Here is a 22,454-nt window from a genome sequence, read left to right on the forward strand (position 1 = left end):
GGGGGAAAAATACATGAATAAAAAGGTAAAAATATTATGTTCAGTTTTAACAACTCTTTTATTAGCAACAGCACTAGGAGGATGTGGCTCAAGTACAAGTAGTACAACAAAGTCAGGAAAAAGTATTATAGTATGGTCTCATTTAGAGCAACCAGAAGTTGATGCATTAAATAAAGTAGCTCAACAATGGGCTAAAAAAACTGGTAACACTGTAAAGGTTCAATTAGATAAATCAGATTTTCAAACTTATTTGCAAGCAGCAAATAGTAGCAAAGCTCCTGATATTATGTATGGAATAGCTAATGACAATTTGGGAACATTTCAAAAGGCTAATTTATTGGCAGCAGTTCCATCTGGAGTAATAGACTCATCTAAATATGTAAATACATCAATTAAGGCAGTGTCTTTCGGAGGAAAAATGTATGCTGTTCCAATGAGCATTGAGACATATGGATTATTTTATAACACAGATAAAGTTACAACTGTTCCAACAACTGTTGACGATTTGATATCTCAAGCACAAAAAGTTGGATTCCAGTATGATATTAATAATTTCTATTATAGTTATGCTTTTATGGCTGCCAATGGTGGATATGTATTTAAAGATAAAGGAAAAGGTAATTTGGATTCAAGCAATGTAGGTCTTGGTAATGAGGGCTCGGTTAAAGGTTTACAGACTATTCAAGACTTAGTTACAAAATATAAATTCATGGGTAGCGATATTACAGGTGACAAAGCAAGTTCTGCATTCCAAACTGGAAAAATTGGGTTTTATATAAGTGGACCTTGGGATGTTGATGGGTTTACAAAAGCAGGTACAAAATTTGCAGTGGCACCACTTCCAGGAATGCCTTCTTTCGTAGGAGTACAAGCATCTTTTGTAAGTCAAAAATCTAAAAATCAAACAGAAGATTGGGATTTAATAAAATATATCCAAGCAAATAATTCATCAGTATTTAAAGCAGGCAATAGAATACCAGCACTTAATTCAGAATTGAATAAACCAGAATACAAAAATAACAAGATAACTTCAGCTTTTGTTACTCAAGTTAAAAATGGTCAACCTATGCCTAATATTCCAGAAATTCAAACAGTATGGACTCCAGCTAAAAATAATTTAACATTATTAACTTCAGGCAAATTGACAGCGCCAGCAGCAGCAAAGGATTTGAATGACCAAGTTGTACAAGGGATTGCAACAATGAAATAAAAAAACATTATAAGGAGAGCAAAATCTCCTTATAATAATTTATGAATATAATGTTATTTAAATATAGATTACAGGAGGGTTAGTGATGGTAAAAATCGAAAGACCAGAGAAACCAAAAAAACCAGTTACTCATAAAAATTTATATGATAAAATAAGACCATATGTGTATTTATCCCCTGCATTAATATCAATATTTATATTGGTTTTGTTACCTATTTTATATACTATTTATATTGCATTCACAAATTACAATTTAAATCATTTAAGTGATTTCCATTTAATTGGTTTTGCTAATTTTGAATCGATTTTCAATGGGCCATTTAAATCAATATTTTTTCCTGTCTTTGGGTGGACAATCATATTTGCACTTGTTGGAACATTTGGGTGTTTCATTATAGGTCTATTTATTTCTATATTATTAAATAATCCAAATATGAAAGAAGCAGCAGTTTATAAAGGATTTTTAGTTCTACCTTGGGCACTTCCTCCAACTATTGCAACTTTAGCATGGCAAGGACTGCTTGATAAGGATTATGGTGGAATTAATATCTTATTAAAAAATTTGCATCTTATTAATACAGGAATTCCATGGCTAATTGATCCATTTTGGGCTAGAGTGGGAATTTTAATTGCAACTATTTGGCTTGGCTTTCCTTATATGATGAATGTATGTATTGGAGCACTTTCTAGTATTCCAGACGTTTACTATGAAGCGGCGGACATTGATGGAGCAACTAAATTTCAAAAATTCATAAAAATAACATTACCATCTATAACTTCGGCCTCATTACCACTTTTAATATCGTCTTTTTCATTTAACTTCTCCAATTTGGGAGCAGCTTATCTTATTACAAAAGGTCTTCCTGCAATGATTACTAGTCAATATGCTGGTTATACTGACATACTTGCGTCAGCAGCATATAAGCTTTCTTTGACTTATACTAGATATGATATAGCTGCAGCATTTTCAATAATAATATTTTTTATTATTGGTGTAATTAGCTTTATTAGTTTCAAATTCACTGGAGCATTTAAGGAGGTAGATTAATTATGAAAGTAAAAACAGATGATGTTATAGAAAATGATTTAGTTTATAAACATAAATTAAGAACCGGTGAAGTGAGAAATCTTTGGGTATCAAGAATATTAATTTGGTTTTTTGTATTATTTGCACTATTTCCTATATTTTCAGTAATTTCAGCTTCATTGACTAAGGGGGACACTTTCTTTTCAACTACATTGTGGCCGAAGTCAATAACTTTCAGTAATTATACAAAGGTTTTACAAGAGACTGATTTTAAAATATGGATGAAAAACAGCTTGATTTTATGTACATCAGTTGCTCTTATACAGTTAGTTATAAGTATCTTTGCTGCATATGCTTTTTCCAGAATGAAATTTAAAGGAAGAAAAAATGGTCTTATGGGATTATTAATTCTTCAAATGTTTCCAGCAGTAATGTTCATGCCTGCAATTTTAAGTGTGTGTTTTAAAATTGGATTACTTGATCAATTTTGGGCTCTTATAATACTATTAGCAGCTGGAAGTGCATATAATATTTGGCTCCTAAAAGGTTTTATCGATAGTCTTCCTAAAGAACTAGATGAGGCAGCTATGGTTGATGGAGCTAGTCATTTTCAAGTATTTACAAAGATAATACTTCCATTATCAAAGCCAATGCTTGCTGTAATATTCTTGTTCAGCTTTATCGGTGTATATAGTGAATTCATATATACTAGCGCATTAATGAGAGATGCAGATAATCAAACGTTGGCAACAGGCTTACAACAATTTATAAATAATGCATTTTCTGCTCATTGGACTCAGTTTTCAGCAGCGGCAGTCATGGCAACTATTCCAGTAGCAATTCTATTTATGGCATCTCAGAGATTTATATCTAAAGGTCTCACTGCGGGTGCGGTAAAGGGATAATTTCAAGTTAAGAATTTTTGAGGTTTAAGGGTAAGAGTTAATAGTTTGGAGTTAAAGACGGTTTTAACTCTTAATTTTTAACTCTTAACTTTTAACTTTTAACTTGAATTCGGAGGAAAAGTTGTTTATCCACATGGTAAATGTGGCAATTTTCGTTGACTAAGGGTTAGGTTTGTTTTATAATAGCCCTATAGTGCAACCGATTGCACTATAGGGCTTAAGGAAGGACTATTTAATATGATAATCAATAAAATAGGATTAAATGATTTGTATAATGCTATATCTAAAGAGTACCTATTAACTAATGGATTAGGGGGATTTTCAAGCGCTTCTATTTGTGGATGTAATATAAATAAATATAATGCATTACTTGTTGCAGCATTAACTCCCCCAGTGAGCAGAAGGGTTTTACTTTCAAAGTTAGATGAAACTATTTGTATAGAAAATGAAAAATATAAGATTTATACTAATCAATACCATTCAGGTGAAGTTGAAAAAGGATTTATGTTTCAGCAAGATTTCCAATATGATTATTTTCCTATATTTAATTATATTGTGAAGGGAGTCATAATAGAAAAGAAAATTACTATGGTTTATAGCGAAAATAAAACGGTAATCACATACAACATAATCAATAATAGTAAACCGATGAAAATGGTCATTGATGTTTTGGTAAATAACAGGGATCATCACCAGATAACAAAAAAATATGATTTTAAGTGTAAGCAAATTACTAATAAAAATGGAACTAATATAAGTTTTGATACTAACGATACTCAGCTTTTTTTACAATCAGATAAAGGGACGTACAGTGAAAAAAACCAGTGGAATAGGAGTATTTATTATAAGGAAGAAAATGATCGAGGGTTCAAGGCAAATGAATATGATTTTAAGGCTGGAGTCTTTGAAATTTTCTTAAAGCCTATGGAAAAAATTAATTTTACTATTGTAGCTTCCACAGAAGAAATAAATGATACTCAAGGTGAAAATTATTTTATAAATGAGATTAATAGAAAAGATGAACTTATAAAAAATATTACGAATTGTGATGAAAAGATGAAGGTATTGGCATTTGCCTGTGATCAGTTTATTGTAGAGAGGCAGTCCACAAAATCAGCTACAGTAATAGCTGGATATCCTTGGTTTACCGATTGGGGCAGGGATACTATGATAGCTTTTACAGGACTAACACTTGTAACAGGGAGATATAAAGATGCAAGAGAAATACTTCTCACGTTCTCACAATATATTAAAAATGGACTAGTACCTAATATGTTCCCAGATAATGGGCAAGAGCCACTATATAACACGGTAGATGCTAGTTTATGGTATTTTATTGCTGTTTACAAATACCTTAAATATACAGGGGATTATGATTTTGTGAAGAATAATATATTTATGCATCTAACAGAAATTATAGAGTCTTATATGAATGGAACTGATTTTAATATTGGTATGGATAAAAAAGACTGCCTGCTTATTGCTGGCAATGAAGATACTCAGATAACATGGATGGATGTTAAAATAGGAAATTTTGCAGTTACGCCGAGGCAAGGGAAGGCAGTAGAAATAAACGCATTATGGTATAACGCCATATGTATTTACATGGAACTTTGCAGAAATTTTAATGTAGATTGTAAAAACTATGAAATTATAAAACAAAATGTTGTTAATAATTTTATAAAACAATTTTGGAATGATGATAAATCATATCTTTATGATTATATTAATGAAAATGAAGCTAATGAGGATATAAGACCTAATGCAATTATAGCTATAGGTCTACCATTTGAAATAGTTCCCAAAGAGTTTGCATTAAAAATAATTGCCACTGCTTTTGAAGAATTGTATACAATTTATGGACTCAGAAGTCTTAACACGGGAAACGAAAAGTACAAAGGTCAGTATATAGGGGATACCGAGACTAGAGATTTATCGTATCACCAAGGACCAGTATGGACATGGCTTATGGGACCATTTATAACTGCTATTAATAGGTATTACAAAGATAAGGAATTTACAAAACAAATTTTCGAATTATTTTATCAGCAAGTTGAGGATAAGTGTATTGGAAATGTTTCTGAAATATTAGAGGGAGATTATCCACACCTGGCAAGAGCATGTTCGGCTCAGGCTTGGGGCGTAGGAGAAATGATGAGAGTTTATTATGAAGAAGTAAAAGAGTAATGGGCTAGATACATTGGGCAATGTGTTTATTCACAAATTAGGAGGATGAATATGAAGAAAATAGAAGCTTGTATCTTTGATTTGGATGGAGTCATTGTAGATACTGCAAAATATCACTATATGGCATGGAAAAAATTAGCTAATGAGCTTGGCTTTGAGTTTACAGAAGAGCAAAATGAAAAACTTAAAGGTGTAAGTAGGATGGATTCTTTAGATATACTTTTGAAATTTGGAAATGTAAATGTGAGTTATGAAGAAAAATGTTTATTGGCAGAAAAAAAGAATAATTGGTATGTGGAATTTATTTCAAATATAAAAGATGAAGATATTCTACCAGGTGCTAAAGAATTTCTTCAAATAGTAATAAATAATAATATTAAAACAGCATTAGGTTCGGTAAGTAAAAATGCTATGACAATATTAACTAAACTTGGCCTTGAAAATTATTTTAATTCTATAATTGATGGCAATAAGGTAGTAAATGCAAAACCAAATCCCGAAGTGTTTTTATTAGGAGCCAAAGAACTAAATGTACTTCCTAAAAATTGTGTTGTTTTTGAAGATGCTGAGGCAGGAATACAAGCCGCTGTAAATGCTGGAATGTATTCTATTGGTATAGGGGATAGGGGAATTTTAAGTGGAGCAAATTTTGTTATAAATTCCCTTGAAGAAATGGAAATTGATAAGTTTCAGTTATTATAAAATTTAAATTAGAATAGGAGGATTAACGTGAAAAGGTATTTAGAGTTAGACCCTTGGAATATTGTTGAAAACAGCTTTAATGATATAAATAATAAGGTATCAGAAAGTATTTTTAGTTTGGGAAATGGTTATATGGGACAAAGAGCTAATTTCGAAGAAGGATATACAGGAAGTACACTTGCTGGCACATATATGGCAGGGATTTATTATCCGGATAAAACAAAGTTTGGATGGTGGAAAAATGGATACCCAGAATATTTTGCAAAAGTATTAAATTGTACAAATTGGATTGGTATTGATGTTTATATTGAGGATACAAAACTTGATATAGCGCAATGTGATGTTAGTAATTTCAGCAGAATATTAAATATGAAAGAGGGTTATTTATATAGAAGTTTTATTGCCACACTTAAGAGTGGTAATGAGGTGAAAATTGAGACTAAAAGATTTGTAAGTATAGTAGATAAAGAAATTGGTGCTATAGAGTATTCAATAACTCCCTTAAATTTTAATGGCAATATAACAATATCACCGTACTTAGACGGTGACATTAAAAACGAGGATGCTAATTATGATGAAAAATTTTGGGAAACAATATCAAAACAAACAGGACTAGGTAATGCATATTTAACTCTAAAAACAAAAAAAACTGATTTTTATCTTTGCTCAGCTATGAAATATGACATTTTTAAAGATAATGCAAAAGTAGCTTGTGAAATAGAAATGATAGAAAAAGAAAAATTAGTAGGGAATGTAGTGAGGTTAAATTTGATCAAGGACGAAAGAATGACCATTTTTAAATATGTGGCAAATGTTACTTCAAGAGATTTTAAAATACATGAACTAACTGAAATAGCAAAACAAAAATTAAATAAGGCATACATTAAAGGATTTTCTAAAATGGCTGAAGAACAGGCTAATGCTTGGGAAGAAAAATGGAAGGCTAGCGATATAATTATCCAGGGGGATTTAGCAGCTCAGCAAGCAATTAGGTTTAATATTTTTCAATTGAATCAGACTTATACAGGTGAAGATTCAAGACTTAATATTGGACCAAAGGGATTTACTGGAGAAAAGTATGGTGGGAGTACATACTGGGATACTGAAGCTTATTGTGTTCCATTTTATTTATCTACAGCAGATGAAAAAATATCAAAAAATCTTTTAATATATAGGTATAAGCAACTAGACAAGGCAAAAGAAAATGCAAGAAAATTGGGATATAAAAAGGGTGCATTGTATCCAATGGTAACTATGAACGGTGAAGAATGTCACAATGAATGGGAAATTACCTTTGAAGAAATACACAGAAATGGTGCAGTAGCCTATGCAATATATAACTATGTAAATTATACTGGGGACAAAGAATATTTAACACGGTATGGAGTAGATGTGCTTATTGAAATATCACGATTTTGGGAAGAAAGAGTGAATTATTCACAGGAAAAAAATAAATATGTAATTTTAGGTGTTACTGGGCCAAATGAATATGAAAATAATGTGAATAATAATTGGTATACTAATAGAATAGCAGTTTGGACCATGGAATATACCATAAAGGTTTTATCAAATATAAAGGATGAAGAACCTAAGAAATATGAAGATTTGATAAAGAAATTGAAAATTCAAGTTAGCGAAGTTGACAAGTGGAAAGATATCATAGAAAATATGTTTTATCCTAAGAATGAAAAATTGGGTATATTTCTTCAACAAGATGGTTATATGGATAAAGAACAGATTTTAGTTGACGCGTTACCTAAAGAAAACCTACCAATAAATAAGCATTGGTCTTGGGATAGAATATTGAGATCCTGTTTTATAAAACAGGCAGATGTACTTCAAGGATTGTATTTTCTTCAGCACTTATATGATTTGGAAACCATACGTAAAAACTATGAATTTTATGAGCCAAGAACTGTACATGAATCCTCATTATCTCCATGTATTCATTCAATTTTAGCATCTAAGCTAGATATGAAAGAAAAGGCTTATGAAATGTATTTGAGAACATCAAGACTGGACATAGATAATTATAATGATGATACCGAAGATGGTTGTCACATAACTAGTATGGCAGGAACTTGGATGTCTATTGTGGAGGGGTTTGGAGGACTTAAAGTAAAAGATGATATATTGACATTAGATCCTTCTATACCAAAAGAATGGCAATTATTTTCTTTTAAAATTCGCTATAGAGGTTTTTTAATTAAAGTTAAAGTAACCGAAAACAGCATAGAAATTACTAATGATAGCTCTGAGAAGTTACACATTATAGTAAAGAAAAAGGATTATATAATTTTAGGTAGTATAACTATAAAGGTATAATAAAAATTATTATTATATAGAATAATGACTAGTAGCCTTATGAAGAAAAATTAACAAATTGTTTTCTTGTAAATAATCTATAGTGTGATAAGGTCATATTATAGATTTATTTGTTATACAAGGAGGGACACAATTGAATAGATACTCAAATTTTTTTAAAAATACGTTTAAAAATTCATATGGTTTAGATAACCTTTCTAAATATTTATTACTTGTAGGTGTATTGTTTTTATTAAATAGAAATATAATCACTCTTGTAGTAGGAATAATATTAATAGGTTATGCAGCATGGAGGGTCATTTCTAAAAATAAATACAAAAGAAATCAGGAATTACAATCTTTTAATAGAGTACTTATCATAATAGGACAAAAATTTTACAGAATAAAATATAAGTTCAATGAGTTTAGAAAATATAAGGTTTTTAAGTGTCCAGAATGTTCTCAAAAGCTTAGAGTACCTAGAAAAAAAGGAAAAGTAACTATAAATTGTAAAAAATGTGGTAAACAGTTTAAAGCAAAAACTTGAAAAAAAGTGACAAGTGATAAGCTAAGGGCAAAATCCCCTTTACTTATCACTTGTCACTTTTCTTAGGCAGTTTTTTCTTGTGATTTTTCAATAAAATCGTCAATCATATTAACTAAAAGTCCTACTTCCGGTTTGCTAAGTTGACCATCAGCACCAACGGAGTCACCTTTATGTCTTAAATTATCTGTTATAAGTGAAGAAAATATAATAATAGGTAATTTATTTAAATATGGATTTTCTTTTATTGCTCGGGTAAGAGTAAGTCCATCTAATTGAGGCATTTCAATATCTGTAATAAGAATTTGCACATCTTCTTTGAAATTTTCCTTTTTATTTTCGGCTATTAGTAGTAGAGCATCTAATGCTTGTTGTCCATCGTCAAAGAATGTTAGATATTTAAAACCAGCTTTTTTTAATGTATCGGATAAAAGCCTTCTAATTAATGGAGAATCATCAGCTAAAAATAGTTTAATATCTCCTCTGTCTCTATAATCAACATTTACAATTTTATCTGCATTAATACCCGTACTTGGGTTAATATCTGTAACTATTTTTTCAAAGTCTAGCATAAGTATTATTTTTTCATCCATTATAATATTACCAACTATTAGTGAATTTGTAGATATGTCATCAGGTTTTAGAATTTCAGTCCATTTAATACGATGAACTCCTACGATGTCATCAATACTAAAAGCCACTCTAATTTTATTAAACTCACATACTATTACTTTGGATAATACTTTAGTTTTACTTTCCTTATCTAAAACATATTTTAAATCGACTAGTGTCAATATGGTATTTCTGGACAATATTAGTCCTGCGATAGAAGGATGAGCCTCTGGCAGTTTTGTTATGGTGCTGGACTGCACATCTAAAATCTCTTTTACTTTTATCACGTTTATTGCATAATGATGTTCGCCTACTACAAATTCTATTATTTCAACTTCACCTGTGCCGGATTCCAATAATATATCATTGTTCATAATATCCCACCTCACCATTTTTTAATAATTATACTATACATATAGTATCTCGTACAATTATTAAGCTAACTTTATAGACTACATAGATTATATTATATTAATAGGTTCTAAGCAATTTGTATAGTTCTAGCGTTGCTTAAAAAAACAGCTAAATTAAGTAAGAATATGATATAATATTAGGAATGTTATATGACATATTAAATTTATCAAGGGGGTAATTATGAGTTATACAATTGGAAAACAAAAGAAAATAGCATTAATAGCACATGACAATAGAAAGGAAGCTTTGATCACTTGGGCAAAAGAAAATAAAAGCACCCTAAGAAAACATTTCCTTTGTGGTACAGGCACTACTGCAAAACTTATTTCAGAGAATGTAGGGTTACCTATAAAAGCATATAAAAGTGGACCACTAGGCGGGGATGAACAGATTGGGGCGGCTATTGTTAATGGTGAAGTTGATTTTATGATTTTTTTCTGGGATCCTTTGACTTCACAGCCTCATGATCCAGATGTGAAAGCCCTTCTTAGAATTTCAGTTATGTATGATATTCCCGTTGCTATGAGTAAATCAACGGCTGATTTTTTAATGAAATCCGCGCTTTTGGATGAAGAGTATGAAACTCATGAAATTGATTATTATGATAAAATAAGAAAAGAAAATTTTTAAAAATATAAACCTGTGTAGAACAAAGTGTGCTTATGTGGAAAGTGCATTTTTATTAAAAAATGTTATGAAATAACGGAAATCCCAAATTTGTTAAAATACAAATTTGGGATTGTTTTATTTTAATAAAACAACAAACATGGTAAAAAACTACAATAAATGAAGAATAAACAAGATAATAAGAATTAAACGGGATAAAATACTGGATTTTGCATGCAACATCAACTTAACAAATCTGTTTATATGTATTATTATGGTATTATAAATAAAAAATGGGGGGATAAATATGAAGGATTATAATTTTTTTAAAGATTTTAGAAGCAATATAATTTCACAATATGAGGATTGTAATGCATATAAATTATTATGTAGCAGTCAATTCTACGACCCTAGCAAAGATTTAAATATGGAAGTGGACATGGAAAGAGTTCCATTTATTGAAACAACACTATTTAAAAAATCAGCTAATATGTATACAATATTATTAAGAACTGAACCTAAAAATTTGGAGAAATGGACTGTATCAAGCAGTACAAGTGGGGATCCAAGCATTGTTGGTAGAAGTAAAAAAGACATGTTACAAATAAAAGAATTCATTCAACTTGAACAAGAAAGAATGGATACTTCAAGTGAGTATAATTGTGTGTTTTATCCTGAGCCAGAGGTTATGAAGAAATATAAAAGTACACAGATATTGGACAGGCCTACAGAATCATATATAGGAAATATACTCAGTATATTTCCATATAGTGAAAATACAAATTATTTATTGCACCCGTCTGAAGGCGAATTTTCTGTTGATATGGAATATTTTATAAAATTTTTGAATGAACATAACCATAAAGACGATCATGTTTCTTTAAGAGGATCAACACCTTTGCTTTATAATGCTACTCAGCAACTAAAAGAGAGAATGAAACCCTTTAATCTGGGTGAAAGTGCTATAGTACACACGGGTGGAGGTGGCTTTGATGGTAAAAAGGGTACTATAAATATAGGTACTAAAATAGAAAGGTGGAGATTTGTTGAGGAGGTTTCTAGCTTTTTTGGTATACCTGAAGAAAATTTTATTGACACATACTCTTTTACAGAAAATACCTTTCCAATAACAGGACATTATTCTAAAGAGCAAAAGGATTATCTTTTTCATATACCTAGGTGGGGAAAAGTTATAATACGGGATATAAAGACATTAAGGCCACTTCATAAACAAGGGGATAGAGGTTTGATTCAGATGCTTAATGCTTATGGGACTTCTTCTTTTGCTGGAGCATCCATAATGGTAGATGATATGGCAGAGATAGTTTCTGAGACCAGATGCCCTGAATGCAACGCAGAAGTTATGACAATAAAAATTATTGGCAGGGTTAAAGGTTCAGAAGCTAAGGGATGTGGAGCTACATTGGATATAAAGGAGGTAGTAAAGGCATGAGTATTAATTATAGTTGTGGAAGTATATTAGTGGAAAAAGAAATAAATGACTATAAAATGGAGCTTAATGGATCAAGCGAAGTTGATATAAAAAGAGAAATTAAAAGGCTTAAGGAAAACAAAATAAAAGTTCATGAAATAGGTATAGAAAAAACCATAGATATTTTAGATAAATGTGCAAAACTTTGGCTTAATAGAGAGTATTCAAATAAGCATATTGAAATGCTTGGCAAAATAACCAACCAAAGTTATGAATTAGTGGCCTATGAGTTAGAGGGAAGCATGAAAATGTTACTTCGAGAAAATCTAGAAAAGACAATTACCGAGGAACTTGGAAATATAGAAATAATGGATAAGTGGGTTAGTACAAGCTATGGAAAAGTTCACAGAGAGCCAAGAGGAATGGTATTCCACAACGTATCTGGAAATGCATTTGTGGTCATACCTATGAGTATAGCTATGGGACTTTTATCTAAAAACTGCAATTTAGTGAAGGTTTCTGCGGATGAACCTTATTTTTCATATGTATTTTACAAAAGTCTATGTGAAATAGATGAAAGTATAAAAGATAGACTATCAGTAGTTTATTTTGACAGTAGCAATAAAAATATATATGAATCTATCGTGCGAAATAGTGATTGTGTTGTACATTGGGGTGGAGAATATTCAGGTAATATCATGGCAGAGCTTTGTGCTAAATATAAAGCTCATTTGATAATGCATGGCGCTAAAATAAGTTTTGAAGTTTTAGATAAGATTGATGGCATGGATAAAACAGCAGATGATGTGGCTAGAGACATAGTTTTGTGGGAACAAAAAGCTTGTTTATCTCCAAGAGTAATATTTGCAAATAAAAATATGGACTTAAATAGTTTTGCAGAAAAGCTATCCAATGCTTTTAAACGTTTTAATGAGGTACTACCTAAGGCTTATTTGAGTCCTTGGAATTCTGTGAAAACTTTGCAAGATAGGCAATACTGCTTGCTTAAATATGGAATAAATAAGGGGGAAAATGTAAAGTTATATTCTTCATTTAATGCAGATTATACTGTGATTTTAAATGAAAGTTTGCCTGATAAAGCAGATTTAGATAGATGTTTTTATAGGTTCGTATTCCTTTGTCCTTATGAAAGCAAAAATCAGGTCTATGAATATGTAGACAAAAATTTAAAAGAGTATTTGCAGACTATGGGGTATAGCGGAGATGATGAAACTTTTATAGAAAAGATGACTCTTTTAGGTGTAAGCATAGTTACAAGACCAGGAGAAATGGCTGCTCATTTTCCTGGAACTTCCCATGATGGACTACACAATCTTCAAGAAATGACTTATGTGGTAAGCAGACAAATGTGAAAGCCAAAACTCCACCTGGTTCTTAGAAATCTGATTATAATAGTATAAGTCTAAATTTATATAAAATTATCACCTGAATTATTAAAATTAAAGGCATCCCTATTGTGAATTTTAAATGTTTAGTCTTATGATGAAATAAAAACATACCAACGATACTTCCTAGGCTTCCGAAAATTATTGATATAAAAAACAAATGAGCCTCGGGAACTCTCCACTTATGATTTATTGCTCTACGTTTATCATAAGCCATAATTATTACTCCAATTAAGTTTATTAAAATAAGATAATACAACACAAATTTAATCATTTTTACCTCCAAGGTAAAATTTATCGTGGATAAAAATCACCAGTTAATTTTGTTATTGGACAAAATAAAAAAACTCGTCCAACATACTTATTCGATAACTGCTTCATTTTCACCTGCTTTATGATTAAAAATATTAAGCATAAGGTAGATTATAGGGTAGAGTTAATGAATCTACCCTATAATCATACAATCTTTCCATCAATGAATTTTCTATATTGAACAGCTTCAATGATATGTGAAGAAGTGATTTTTTCCAGGTTATTCATATCAGCAATGGTTCTTGCCACTTTTAAAATTCTGCTATAGGCTCTAGCACTTACATGAAAGCTATTAAAGAGATTTTTAATTATTTTTGAGCTATCAGGGGTTAATTTACAATATTTTTCAATATGTTTTTGCTGCATTTGTGCGTTGCAGTGGATATTATCATACTTAAATCGCTCTTCTTGAATTTTTCTTGTTTGAGTAACTCTAGTTCTTATTTCTTTTGAAGTTTCTGATTTATCTTTTTTTTTAATATCTTCATAATTAAGAGAATTAACAGAAGAAAATATATCAATTCTGTCAAGAAGTGCACCTGAAAGCTTTGCAATATATCTTTTTCTTTGATATTCGGTGCAAGTACAATCTTTATTTGACCCATAGTTACCACAGGGGCATGGATTTAATGCCGAAATAAACATAAAACTGGCAGGATAAGTTACATTACCTGTAGCTTTTGAAAATCTTATAATTCTATCTTCTAGGGGTTGTCTTAAAGCCTCAAGAACACTTCTTTTAAATTCTGGAAGTTCGTCTAAAAATAGAACACCATTATGTGCTAGGGAAATTTCTCCTGGAATAAGCTTACTGCCACCACCAACTAAAGATATGCTTGAACTGGTATGGTGGGGATTTCTAAAAGGTCTTTTAAAGATTAAGCTGCCATTATCTAAATTTCCAGAAACACTATAAATTTGAGTTACTTCAAGAGCCTCCTCATAATTTAGTGGTGGAAGTATAGTTGGTATTCTCTTTGCCATCATAGTTTTTCCAGAGCCTGGTGAACCGTAAAGCATAAGATTATGTCCACCAGAAGCTGAAACCTCAATGGCACGTTTTGAACTCTCTTGCCCTACAATCTCGTCAAAATCCAAATCAAAGTTATCTTCTATTATATTTTCATTGTATTCAAAAGGTAAAGAATCCTTATATCTAAAATAATCAACTACTTGTGATAAGGTGTCAAAAGCAAATACTTTGGACTCTTTTACCATGGAACATTCACCAGCATTTGAGGTGGGAACAACAATTTTGCAAATATTATTTTTAACTCCATAAGTAACAATGGGGAGCGCTCCTTTAATTTTTTTTAAATCACCATTTAATGAAAGCTCACCTATTATAATATAATCATTGATACAATCCTTAAGAATTTGATCTGTTGCAGCCAAAATCCCAATTGCTATGGGTAAATCAAATAGTGACCCTTCTTTTTTTAAATCAGCAGGGGCAAGATTGATAGTAATTCTTTTTATTGGAAAGGTGTAACCAGAGTTTATTATGGCAGAACGTACTCTTTCTTTGGATTCCTTAACGGAAGTATCTGCAAGTCCAACTATGTTAAAAGCAGGAAGTCCCTTTGAAATATCAACTTCCACGTTTATAGGAATTCCTTTAATACCTGTGAAAGTTGCGGCATTGATTTGGATTGTCATGATAATAATCACCTCTATATAAGTGATTATTGACAAAAATATTATTGTTAAATCAGCATCAAGCAAAATTCTTAATAACTGATATGAAGAGGATTCAAAATAAACTAGTCGTACAGGCTAATAGTATAATTGAAGCAAGTTATAGACTTAAAAGCAGTCAACAATAATTTTTGAGGATTATGTCCTCAATGATAAGCAAAGATGATGGAGGTTTAACATTGTTAAAGGAAATGAGCAACAACAAATATGAAACTGATAAAGACAACATTAATGATAATGATATAGGGGAAAAGGATTGTATATACTTGATGAACCTGAAGCAGCATTATCACCTGCAGACAAATGTCTATTATCACACGAATGCATGACTTAGTTCAGAATGATTCACAGTTTATTATTGCTACCCATTCTCCAACTATAATGGCTTATTCTGATTCAATTATATATGAAATAAAAGATGAATTGAGGAAAGTTAAATATGAAGTTCAGTGATTAGCATTAATGCTTTTGCAGAAAGTAATAAAACAGATGTAAAACCAGTAATTAAACAGTAGTTTGGGTTGAAAATGCTTATTTATGAAAGTAAAAACACCATGCTAATTACTTTATAAAATAAGGATTTCCAAGTGCTTTATATCCATTAGAATCTGTTATTTCAACACGGATGTACGTCCAAGATTTATCTATCTTAAATTCAACGTGAGTAATACCATCGTTCAAAGATAATTTATGCGGGCAATGCCAAACTGAATTTTTAAAATATACAGATTTAACAGGCGTAAAGTCCGCATAAAAAATATTATCCTCAATTATCATAAATTCCTGCAAAATCTAATTATTTTCCGGAAAGAATATCCTCTATCCAGCTAAAAATTCTCTCGTTGCCAATAAGTTTTGCACCGCACTGACAGTGTGCACCTGCACCTTCTTTGCCTATAAAGAGCATATAATCCTTTCTGCAAGTGAGAACATCATAAAGTGGCTTAGCCTGTGAATCAACAAGTCCGTCCTCATCGGTATCAATAACCAGTGTTGGGCATTTTATATTTTCTGCAATGCCTTTCATTAGATATTTTCCTGCAGCTATAACAAATTCAGATGGAGTGCTACATCCGAATACATACATGCCTTGAGATATTTTCCATCGGAATTCAGGATTTTTTTTCGTAACATCATACAGCTTCTTATTAAGAGTTTCAGAATCCTTTTCAGCAATGGTGAGTATCTGTTCTCTTGTTAAACCAAGACCCTTTATTCCGCCTCCAAGGAAATCGTAGATTCCGCTGTTTGCTATGCATGCAGCAAGACGATATTCAAAGGCTGCTGCTCGTGGTGCGAGGTATCCTCCAAAACTTTCACCCCATAGAACTATTTTTTCCGGGTCGATTGATTCATTTGCAAGGAGGTAATCTACAGCAGGGGTAACAATAGCTTCATAGTCAGCTCTGAAATATAAATGCTGCTTTTTAACAGCTTCACCTTGTCCAGGACCTTCTATGGCAAGACAGTTCATTCCGTGTTCAAGGGCTGTCATTGCTAGTCCATAGAATTCTTCCTTTGTACCATCAAATCCGGTTAAAAGTATCATAACTGGCTTTGGCTCATTTGTATCATTTAGCTGATAATAATGGGCAGGCAGAGTTGTACCTTCATATGGTACCATAACAGACTTAATTACTGGGTTATTAAGTTCCATAACCTTTGAAAAGCATTCTGTGCTTACGTTAAATAGCTCTTCGATTTTTTGGGGATTTGGATTTTCATGAAGAAAAAATTCTGCAGTACGGTAATAGTTAGAAGCACGAAGATATGCCTTTCTGGCACTTATTAAATGACCGTCCCCGAAGGCTTTGTTACCTATACTATGTAATCTTTCGGCCGTTTTAGTCCATTCATCACACCAACTGTCATAATCACCTTCTGTTATCCTATTGCTTGTAGAGATAACTTCTCCTATATCAGCTGCACAATAGGCTGTTTCACCAAGTAATCTTAGTACCTGGAAATCAAATTGATCATCTTTAAATAATATGCTCATAGTGTATTAACCTCTCTAAAATTATTTATTCTTAATATCACAGTTAAAGTCGTTGAACATTTTTTCAGCAACTACTTCTGCTCTTTTTTCAAAATCAGGTTTTATGCTTAATTCGGCAACGTAGGTACCAACAACGGTGGTTTTGAATTTATTTCCTTTATTTATATCAAAAGCACGTCTGAATATTGTTTGAATACAGTCTGCATTGTTAGCTCCTTCACCTCCGCAAGTAATTAGCAATGCTGAAAGTTTGTCTTTTAAAAGATCTTTATTCATTAGACTGAAGTGTCTGTCAATAAGTGGTTTAAGTTGAGCGGTTATATCAAAGCAAAAAAGCGGTGATGCATATATTACAGCATCTGCAGCAATCATTTGCTTAAATACCATATCCCAATCATCCTTTTGGGGACATCCATGTTCTGAGTTTTTACGTGTACATACGTAACATTCTTTACAGTTGTGAATGTTTATATCTATGGCATTAATTCTCTCGATTTCATGTCCAGCTTTTCTCATATGGTCTTCGAATAATGACAGTGTAAAAGCAGTTTTTCCGTTTTTCTTCGGACTTCCCATAATGGTTATACATTTCATTTTTATTCTCCTTAAAAATCTTTTTTGATTTTAGTCAACGCGTTGTCTAAAATCAATATATACCTTTAAAAATTTTTTGTCAACCCATTGTCTATATGTGATATAATATTTTTATTAACTATATCAGTTGGGAGGATTGAAATTGGATAACAAGGAATTTAATGAACTACAGTATATAATTGATCAGACATATGCCAGTCTCATGGCGGTTTCAAACAAACTTCAGACTGCAGGGGACAGTTACAGTGGTGATCTAACAAGCAAGCAGCTGTTGACACTCCTAGCAATACTTCATATACCCGAAGGTGATGCTACAATCATAAATATATCTGGTAAATTGGGCACCACTAAGCAGAATGCAACAAGGATTATCAAAAGCCTTGAGAAGAAAAAATATATTTCAGTAATGTTATCAGAAAATGATAAAAGAGCTGTTAATGTAGTGTTGACAGAAGTAGGCATCCGTTCTCTTTCGAAAAATGCAAAGTATGCTAAAAAAAATTTTATGAATGATATATTTAATGATTTCAACAAAGAAGAATTGGAAACACTATGGAAACTTTTGAAAAAATTATATAGTTATGATGGTGTTCCAATGGATGGATTTGAAGAAAAAGTAAAAATTCCAAATATTTCTGCTGAAGTGTTAGAATAATTGAGAAAAGAACAGTATGATTTAGGTAAGCGATGGTAGCATGTGAAAACAAAGGTGTTTGACACCAGCGAAGTGCGTCTAATTTGATTTCATACACTCTTCATGCTAATAAGCCTCTACATAACTGTACCCGAAGCTGGCGCATCAGTCTCTGAGTTCTTTTTAGACTGATGTTTACCCCACAGTTCTTAAGAGCAATGTTGATTTTGAAATATCGTACTCACGGCTTAAATCTGCAAGGGACTTTCCAGAGTTATATAATTCTACTAAAGTTTTTTTTAATTCGTCTGTATCTTTTTAGTAAATTTAAATTTATGTGGCAACATCTTTGTAAACCTATCGGTTGCCGTGGCGGTGGTTCTGTTTATTTAACAGTTTGATACTTACACTGTAACCATTGGGTATATTCATCAGTATTTTAAATGCAAGCAGATATTGTCTCTGAATCAAAGATAAAAATGGTTATTTATATTGGTAATTCTTAAATTGTTATGAATACCCCTTTTTCTATTCTGTTAAGGAACCCAATAAATTTGATTTTACAAGTTTTTGTTGACTAGTCAACTTAAATAAAGGTAGTGATAACTATAGAAAAAGAAAGCATGCAATTCATAATGATCAATAGTAAGATTTATAGAAACACACAAATTTATTTGGATAAGTTTCTAAAAGAGTATGACTAATTAGGAGATCTTGTCCACGTTTATAGGAATTCCTTTAATACCTGTGAAAGTTGCGGCATTGATTTGGATTGTCATGATAATAATCACCTCTATATAAGTGATTATTGACAAAAATATTATTGTTAAATCATTGTATTAAAAAGAAATTTCAATGTGCAAATACCATATTGATTTTAATCTCATAATATGGTACATTATGAATGATCCATTCATTCTAAAGAACGGAAGTGATAATATGGTTGATCTACGATTGGAAAGAGTATGTGAAGAAGCAAGTAAATTATTTATAAGCAAGGGTTATGCAAGAACACAAATTAACTATATAGCTAATGCTGCAGGCATATCAGTAGGTTCAATTTACACCTTGTTTACAAGTAAAAAGGCTATTTTTGATTTTGTGTTAAAATGTATTATTGATGGTAATTATATGGGAAATAATATGGCGCTACCAATTAAAGAGAGTGACTTTGCCTCATTGGATGGTGAAATTTTAAATGTTTGTAAAGAACTTAGTGAGAACTTTGAAAAACATATATTGGATGGTGACGATTCCTATGATTTTAAGCAAATGATATCGGATGTATTTGACATTATTTCAAGATACGGAGTAGCATTTTTGATTTTTCAAAGCAATGGTTCAGATTCAGGTGTATTGTATGCATATTATGTACAATTCAGAAAACTGTTTTGTGAAAATGTAGAGAAATATGTTTATAACTTTATGGAAAAAGGTGAAATTCGTAGATGTGAATTTCCAGAGCATCATGCAAGACTTATTCTTGAAACATTGTCATGGTGGGGTATGCATGTTAAATATGATGCTTTTGAAACAAATACGGGAATATCACAGGATGTATCCAAAAATGTAGCTATGGATGCTCTTTTACATGCATATACTATTTAAATTAAATAATATTGCTAGTTACTGTGAGTGAGGCAAAGGAGGTTATTATTATGCGATTTAAAGCAGAAATTTTTGATAAGCTTCAATTTTTATTTGAAACCTATAAATTCAATGACCATCAACTTCATTGCGTGATGAAGTTTGATAATAAAGTTCAAAAGGATATTATGGAAAAAGCTTTAACTTTAATGTTTCAGGTTGTTCCTATTCTTGGAAGCGCTTTTGTAGAAGATAGTGTAGAGCCTTATTGGGAAAAAGTAGAGGTTTCTAATTTTAAAGATATATTAACTATTGTAGAGAATGAAGAGGATTTTAACAACTTTATTACCTCTAGGACCAATGAATTTAGTGGGCCTCAAATGAAGGCTTGTATTTACAGTTCAAGTAAGGATTCATTAGCAGTCATTATGAATCATATGATTTGTGATGCTGCAGGTTTTAAGGAATATATGTATTTGTTAAGTGATTTATATTCAAAGCTTATAGAGGATTTTAATTACGTACCAGATCATCTGTTTAATGGTGATAGAAGCCTCAAACGAATTAACCAGAAATTTTCATTAAAGGAAAAGATAAATGTTTTGTTATTGCAAAATAAAGAAAGTAATAAATCTAGTGATTATAAGTTTCCATTAAGCCAAGGTAAAGATGTTAAACCATTTATTGTTACCAATAAAATATCTCAGATTAGATTTCTTACCATTAAAGAATATTGTAAAAAATACAAAGTCACAATAAATGATGTGGCTCTTGCTGGATTATATAGAGCACTTTACAAGATGCTAAGGTTAGATAACAATAGCGAGCTTAACGTCCCAATAATGGTGGATATGCGTAGAAATCTAAAGGTTAAAAACATGGATGCAATTTGTAATTTGGCCTCCACTGCTATTACTCATATTGATTATGATATAAATGACAATTTCACTGCAACTGTTATGAAAGTCAATAATGATATGAATTTGAAAAAGACTAGGTTTATTGGACTTAATGGGTTCGTAAAGTTGTCTTTAATTTTCAGAATTTTTAAGTACAATAGAATTAAAAAAATGATGAAAAATTTATTTAAAAATCCTTTAATTGGAATGACAAATATAGGAATTCTAGATTGTAAAAAACTAATATTTGAAGACTCATCGATAGATGAAGCTTTTATGTGCGGCTCAATAAAATACAAACCATATTTTCAAGTAGCTTTGACAAGTTTTAAAGATACCATAACTTTCAGCACAAATTTATATGGTAACGCTGAGGATAAAAAAATAATTGAAGAATTTTTGAATTTACTTGTAAGTGAACTTCCTAATAATTTTATCAAGTAAAATTATCAATAATAGAGATGAAATTGTTAACTAGTTGTGACCTAGTTTCATTTTTACGTGTGCAAATAACAATTTCATTTTTAAGATTGATGTTTTCAACATAAATTCTTGATAATTTGCCTGTATAAGCAAGTTCTTTAACCCCTATAGAAGAACAAAAAGTCACCCCATAACCGGCCATTGAAGCCACAAGTGTTTCATGTAATCCATTAAATTCAAGTGCTATGTTAGGTAAAGAAAGACCAAATGTGTGGCAGATGGATTCCAAACGTGTTCTCAAATAACTTCCTTTTTCTCTCATTATAAATGATTCCAACATAATATCACTTAGGCTAACTTTTTTATTAGCGTATTTATGATTAGGAGCAGATACAAACCATATATCATCTTCTATTATTTTATATGTATCTATTTTGGCTGTATAATTAATTGCCCCACCACCAAGAATTGCTATATCTGATTTATAGCTAATAAGATTATCAATTGCGTCATTAGTATTCATTGTTGTAATATCAATGTTTATACTTTCATTGTGTTTTTTAAAGCAAGCTGCCCATTTAGGTATTAATAAGTTAGTTGAAACATAATTGCCAACTATTTTCAAAGTACCACTCTTACCTTGTATATAATCTTCTATATGTGTTTCTATACGGTTTTCCAGTTGAAAAATGAAACCTGCCTCCGCTACCAATTGTTTACCTATTTCAGTTAAACGAATTCCCCTGCCTTGATGCAAAAATAATGTTATGCCATTTTCTTTTTCAAATTTTTTAATTTGAGAAGTTATTGCGGGTTGACTAATTTTTAATTGCTCAGATGCAATAGTCACACTACCTGTCTTTGCTACTGTATAAAACAATCTTAATCCGTGTAAATTCATAATCTAACCTCATTCATATATTTTATTTATAAATATAACAATAACATATATTATACAT

General features: G+C 31.1%; 19 protein-coding genes and 1 pseudogene. 14 read left to right on the plus strand and 6 right to left on the minus strand.

The features are described from left to right. Positions 1–13: 13 nt before the first annotated feature. From BR66_RS0103355 to BR66_RS0103385, 7 genes are all read left to right on the plus strand, one after another. A complete protein-coding gene (locus BR66_RS0103355; protein ID WP_026881630.1) occupies positions 14–1,210 on the plus strand; it encodes a sugar ABC transporter substrate-binding protein in 1,197 nt (398 codons plus the stop codon). Positions 1,211–1,295: 85 nt separating this feature from the next. Then, positions 1,296–2,258, plus strand: a complete 963-nt coding sequence (locus BR66_RS0103360) for a carbohydrate ABC transporter permease (protein ID WP_051624085.1) — start codon at positions 1,296–1,298, stop codon at positions 2,256–2,258. Positions 2,259–2,260: 2 nt separating this feature from the next. Continuing rightward, positions 2,261–3,142 (plus strand): sugar ABC transporter permease, encoded by an 882-nt coding sequence (locus BR66_RS0103365; protein ID WP_035795366.1) that lies wholly within the window; start codon positions 2,261–2,263, stop codon positions 3,140–3,142. 237 nt (positions 3,143–3,379) lie between these two features. Then, positions 3,380–5,329: an amylo-alpha-1,6-glucosidase gene (locus BR66_RS0103370; RefSeq protein WP_051624086.1), complete on the plus strand. Its 1,950-nt coding sequence runs from the start codon at positions 3,380–3,382 to the stop codon at positions 5,327–5,329. 51 nt (positions 5,330–5,380) lie between these two features. After that, positions 5,381–6,031, plus strand: coding sequence for a beta-phosphoglucomutase (pgmB, locus tag BR66_RS0103375; RefSeq protein WP_026881634.1), 651 nt, complete (start codon positions 5,381–5,383; stop codon positions 6,029–6,031). A gap of 27 nt (positions 6,032–6,058) precedes the next feature. Then, positions 6,059–8,356, plus strand: a complete 2,298-nt coding sequence (locus BR66_RS0103380; protein WP_026881635.1) for a glycoside hydrolase family 65 protein — start codon at positions 6,059–6,061, stop codon at positions 8,354–8,356. 133 nt (positions 8,357–8,489) lie between these two features. After that, the gene (locus BR66_RS0103385; RefSeq protein WP_026881636.1) at positions 8,490–8,882 is read left to right on the plus strand and encodes a hypothetical protein; all 393 of its coding nucleotides are present in this window, start codon (positions 8,490–8,492) and stop codon (positions 8,880–8,882) included. 62 nt (positions 8,883–8,944) lie between these two features. Here the strand turns inward: BR66_RS0103385 and BR66_RS0103390 are convergent, their stop codons facing one another. After that, positions 8,945–9,865 (minus strand): chemotaxis protein, encoded by a 921-nt coding sequence (locus BR66_RS0103390; protein WP_026881637.1) that lies wholly within the window; start codon positions 9,863–9,865, stop codon positions 8,945–8,947. A 220-nt stretch (positions 9,866–10,085) separates the two neighbouring features. On the opposite strand from BR66_RS0103390, the gene BR66_RS0103395 reads away from it, so the two are divergent. The 3 genes from BR66_RS0103395 (at position 10,086) to BR66_RS0103405 (ending at position 13,316) form a co-directional block, all read left to right on the plus strand. Continuing rightward, the gene (locus BR66_RS0103395; protein WP_026881638.1) at positions 10,086–10,535 is read left to right on the plus strand and encodes a methylglyoxal synthase; all 450 of its coding nucleotides are present in this window, start codon (positions 10,086–10,088) and stop codon (positions 10,533–10,535) included. Positions 10,536–10,818: 283 nt separating this feature from the next. Next, entirely contained in the window at positions 10,819–11,964 is a 1,146-nt protein-coding gene (locus BR66_RS0103400) for a LuxE/PaaK family acyltransferase (RefSeq protein WP_026881639.1), read from the plus strand. Beyond that, a complete protein-coding gene (locus BR66_RS0103405; RefSeq protein WP_026881640.1) occupies positions 11,961–13,316 on the plus strand; it encodes an acyl-CoA reductase in 1,356 nt (451 codons plus the stop codon). The genes BR66_RS0103400 and BR66_RS0103405 overlap by 4 nt, the downstream gene beginning before the upstream one ends. Before the next feature lie 34 nt (positions 13,317–13,350). Here the strand turns inward: BR66_RS0103405 and BR66_RS0103410 are convergent, their stop codons facing one another. Together BR66_RS0103410 and BR66_RS0103415 are read right to left on the minus strand one after the other, a co-directional pair. After that, positions 13,351–13,623, minus strand: a complete 273-nt coding sequence (locus tag BR66_RS0103410; protein ID WP_026881641.1) for a DUF1294 domain-containing protein — start codon at positions 13,621–13,623, stop codon at positions 13,351–13,353. 182 nt (positions 13,624–13,805) lie between these two features. Further along, a complete protein-coding gene (locus BR66_RS0103415; protein ID WP_026881642.1) occupies positions 13,806–15,320 on the minus strand; it encodes a YifB family Mg chelatase-like AAA ATPase in 1,515 nt (504 codons plus the stop codon). A gap of 280 nt (positions 15,321–15,600) precedes the next feature. Between BR66_RS0103415 and BR66_RS26365 the strand changes: the two are divergent. Next, positions 15,601–15,803: pseudogene (locus BR66_RS26365) on the plus strand (AAA family ATPase); the annotation flags it as partial. Between the two features lie 352 nt (positions 15,804–16,155). Here BR66_RS26365 and BR66_RS0103430 read toward each other — a convergent pair. Further along, the gene (locus tag BR66_RS0103430) at positions 16,156–17,358 is read right to left on the minus strand and encodes an alpha/beta hydrolase family protein (protein WP_026881644.1); all 1,203 of its coding nucleotides are present in this window, start codon (positions 17,356–17,358) and stop codon (positions 16,156–16,158) included. Between the two features lie 21 nt (positions 17,359–17,379). Further along, positions 17,380–17,952, minus strand: coding sequence for a flavodoxin family protein (locus tag BR66_RS0103435; protein ID WP_026881645.1), 573 nt, complete (start codon positions 17,950–17,952; stop codon positions 17,380–17,382). 142 nt (positions 17,953–18,094) lie between these two features. Between BR66_RS0103435 and BR66_RS23060 the strand changes: the two genes are divergently transcribed. The 3 genes from BR66_RS23060 (at position 18,095) to BR66_RS0103450 (ending at position 21,516) form a co-directional block, all read left to right on the plus strand. Then, positions 18,095–18,607, plus strand: a complete 513-nt coding sequence (locus BR66_RS23060; RefSeq protein WP_035795370.1) for a MarR family winged helix-turn-helix transcriptional regulator — start codon at positions 18,095–18,097, stop codon at positions 18,605–18,607. A 918-nt stretch (positions 18,608–19,525) separates the two neighbouring features. Further along, positions 19,526–20,194, plus strand: coding sequence for a TetR/AcrR family transcriptional regulator (locus tag BR66_RS0103445; protein ID WP_026881646.1), 669 nt, complete (start codon positions 19,526–19,528; stop codon positions 20,192–20,194). Positions 20,195–20,244: 50 nt separating this feature from the next. Continuing rightward, complete coding sequence (locus BR66_RS0103450; protein WP_026881647.1) at positions 20,245–21,516, plus strand: hypothetical protein; 1,272 nt, start codon at positions 20,245–20,247, stop codon at positions 21,514–21,516. Here the strand turns inward: BR66_RS0103450 and BR66_RS0103455 are convergent. After that, positions 21,509–22,396, minus strand: coding sequence for a LysR family transcriptional regulator (locus BR66_RS0103455; protein ID WP_026881648.1), 888 nt, complete (start codon positions 22,394–22,396; stop codon positions 21,509–21,511). The genes BR66_RS0103450 and BR66_RS0103455 overlap by 8 nt on opposite strands. Between the last annotated feature and the right edge of the window lie 58 nt (positions 22,397–22,454).

The organism is Clostridium akagii DSM 12554, from assembly GCF_000686725.1.
Lineage (GTDB): Bacteria > Bacillota > Clostridia > Clostridiales > Clostridiaceae > Clostridium_I > Clostridium_I akagii.

Coding starts and splice junctions, on each gene's coding strand:
- BR66_RS0103430 (WP_026881644.1), bottom strand. CDS start 17,358: ATGAGCATATTATTTAAAGATGATCAATTTGATTTCCAGGTACTAAGA.
- BR66_RS0103390 (WP_026881637.1), bottom strand. CDS start 9,865: ATGAACAATGATATATTATTGGAATCCGGCACAGGTGAAGTTGAAATA.
- BR66_RS0103395 (WP_026881638.1), top strand. CDS start 10,086: ATGAGTTATACAATTGGAAAACAAAAGAAAATAGCATTAATAGCACAT.
- BR66_RS0103410 (WP_026881641.1), bottom strand. CDS start 13,623: ATGATTAAATTTGTGTTGTATTATCTTATTTTAATAAACTTAATTGGA.
- pgmB (WP_026881634.1), top strand. CDS start 5,381: ATGAAGAAAATAGAAGCTTGTATCTTTGATTTGGATGGAGTCATTGTA.
- BR66_RS0103360 (WP_051624085.1), top strand. CDS start 1,296: ATGGTAAAAATCGAAAGACCAGAGAAACCAAAAAAACCAGTTACTCAT.
- BR66_RS0103400 (WP_026881639.1), top strand. CDS start 10,819: ATGAAGGATTATAATTTTTTTAAAGATTTTAGAAGCAATATAATTTCA.
- BR66_RS0103435 (WP_026881645.1), bottom strand. CDS start 17,952: ATGAAATGTATAACCATTATGGGAAGTCCGAAGAAAAACGGAAAAACT.
- BR66_RS0103450 (WP_026881647.1), top strand. CDS start 20,245: ATGCGATTTAAAGCAGAAATTTTTGATAAGCTTCAATTTTTATTTGAA.
- BR66_RS0103370 (WP_051624086.1), top strand. CDS start 3,380: ATGATAATCAATAAAATAGGATTAAATGATTTGTATAATGCTATATCT.
- BR66_RS0103445 (WP_026881646.1), top strand. CDS start 19,526: ATGGTTGATCTACGATTGGAAAGAGTATGTGAAGAAGCAAGTAAATTA.
- BR66_RS0103405 (WP_026881640.1), top strand. CDS start 11,961: ATGAGTATTAATTATAGTTGTGGAAGTATATTAGTGGAAAAAGAAATA.
- BR66_RS0103415 (WP_026881642.1), bottom strand. CDS start 15,320: ATGACAATCCAAATCAATGCCGCAACTTTCACAGGTATTAAAGGAATT.
- BR66_RS0103455 (WP_026881648.1), bottom strand. CDS start 22,396: ATGAATTTACACGGATTAAGATTGTTTTATACAGTAGCAAAGACAGGT.
- BR66_RS0103365 (WP_035795366.1), top strand. CDS start 2,261: ATGAAAGTAAAAACAGATGATGTTATAGAAAATGATTTAGTTTATAAA.
- BR66_RS0103355 (WP_026881630.1), top strand. CDS start 14: ATGAATAAAAAGGTAAAAATATTATGTTCAGTTTTAACAACTCTTTTA.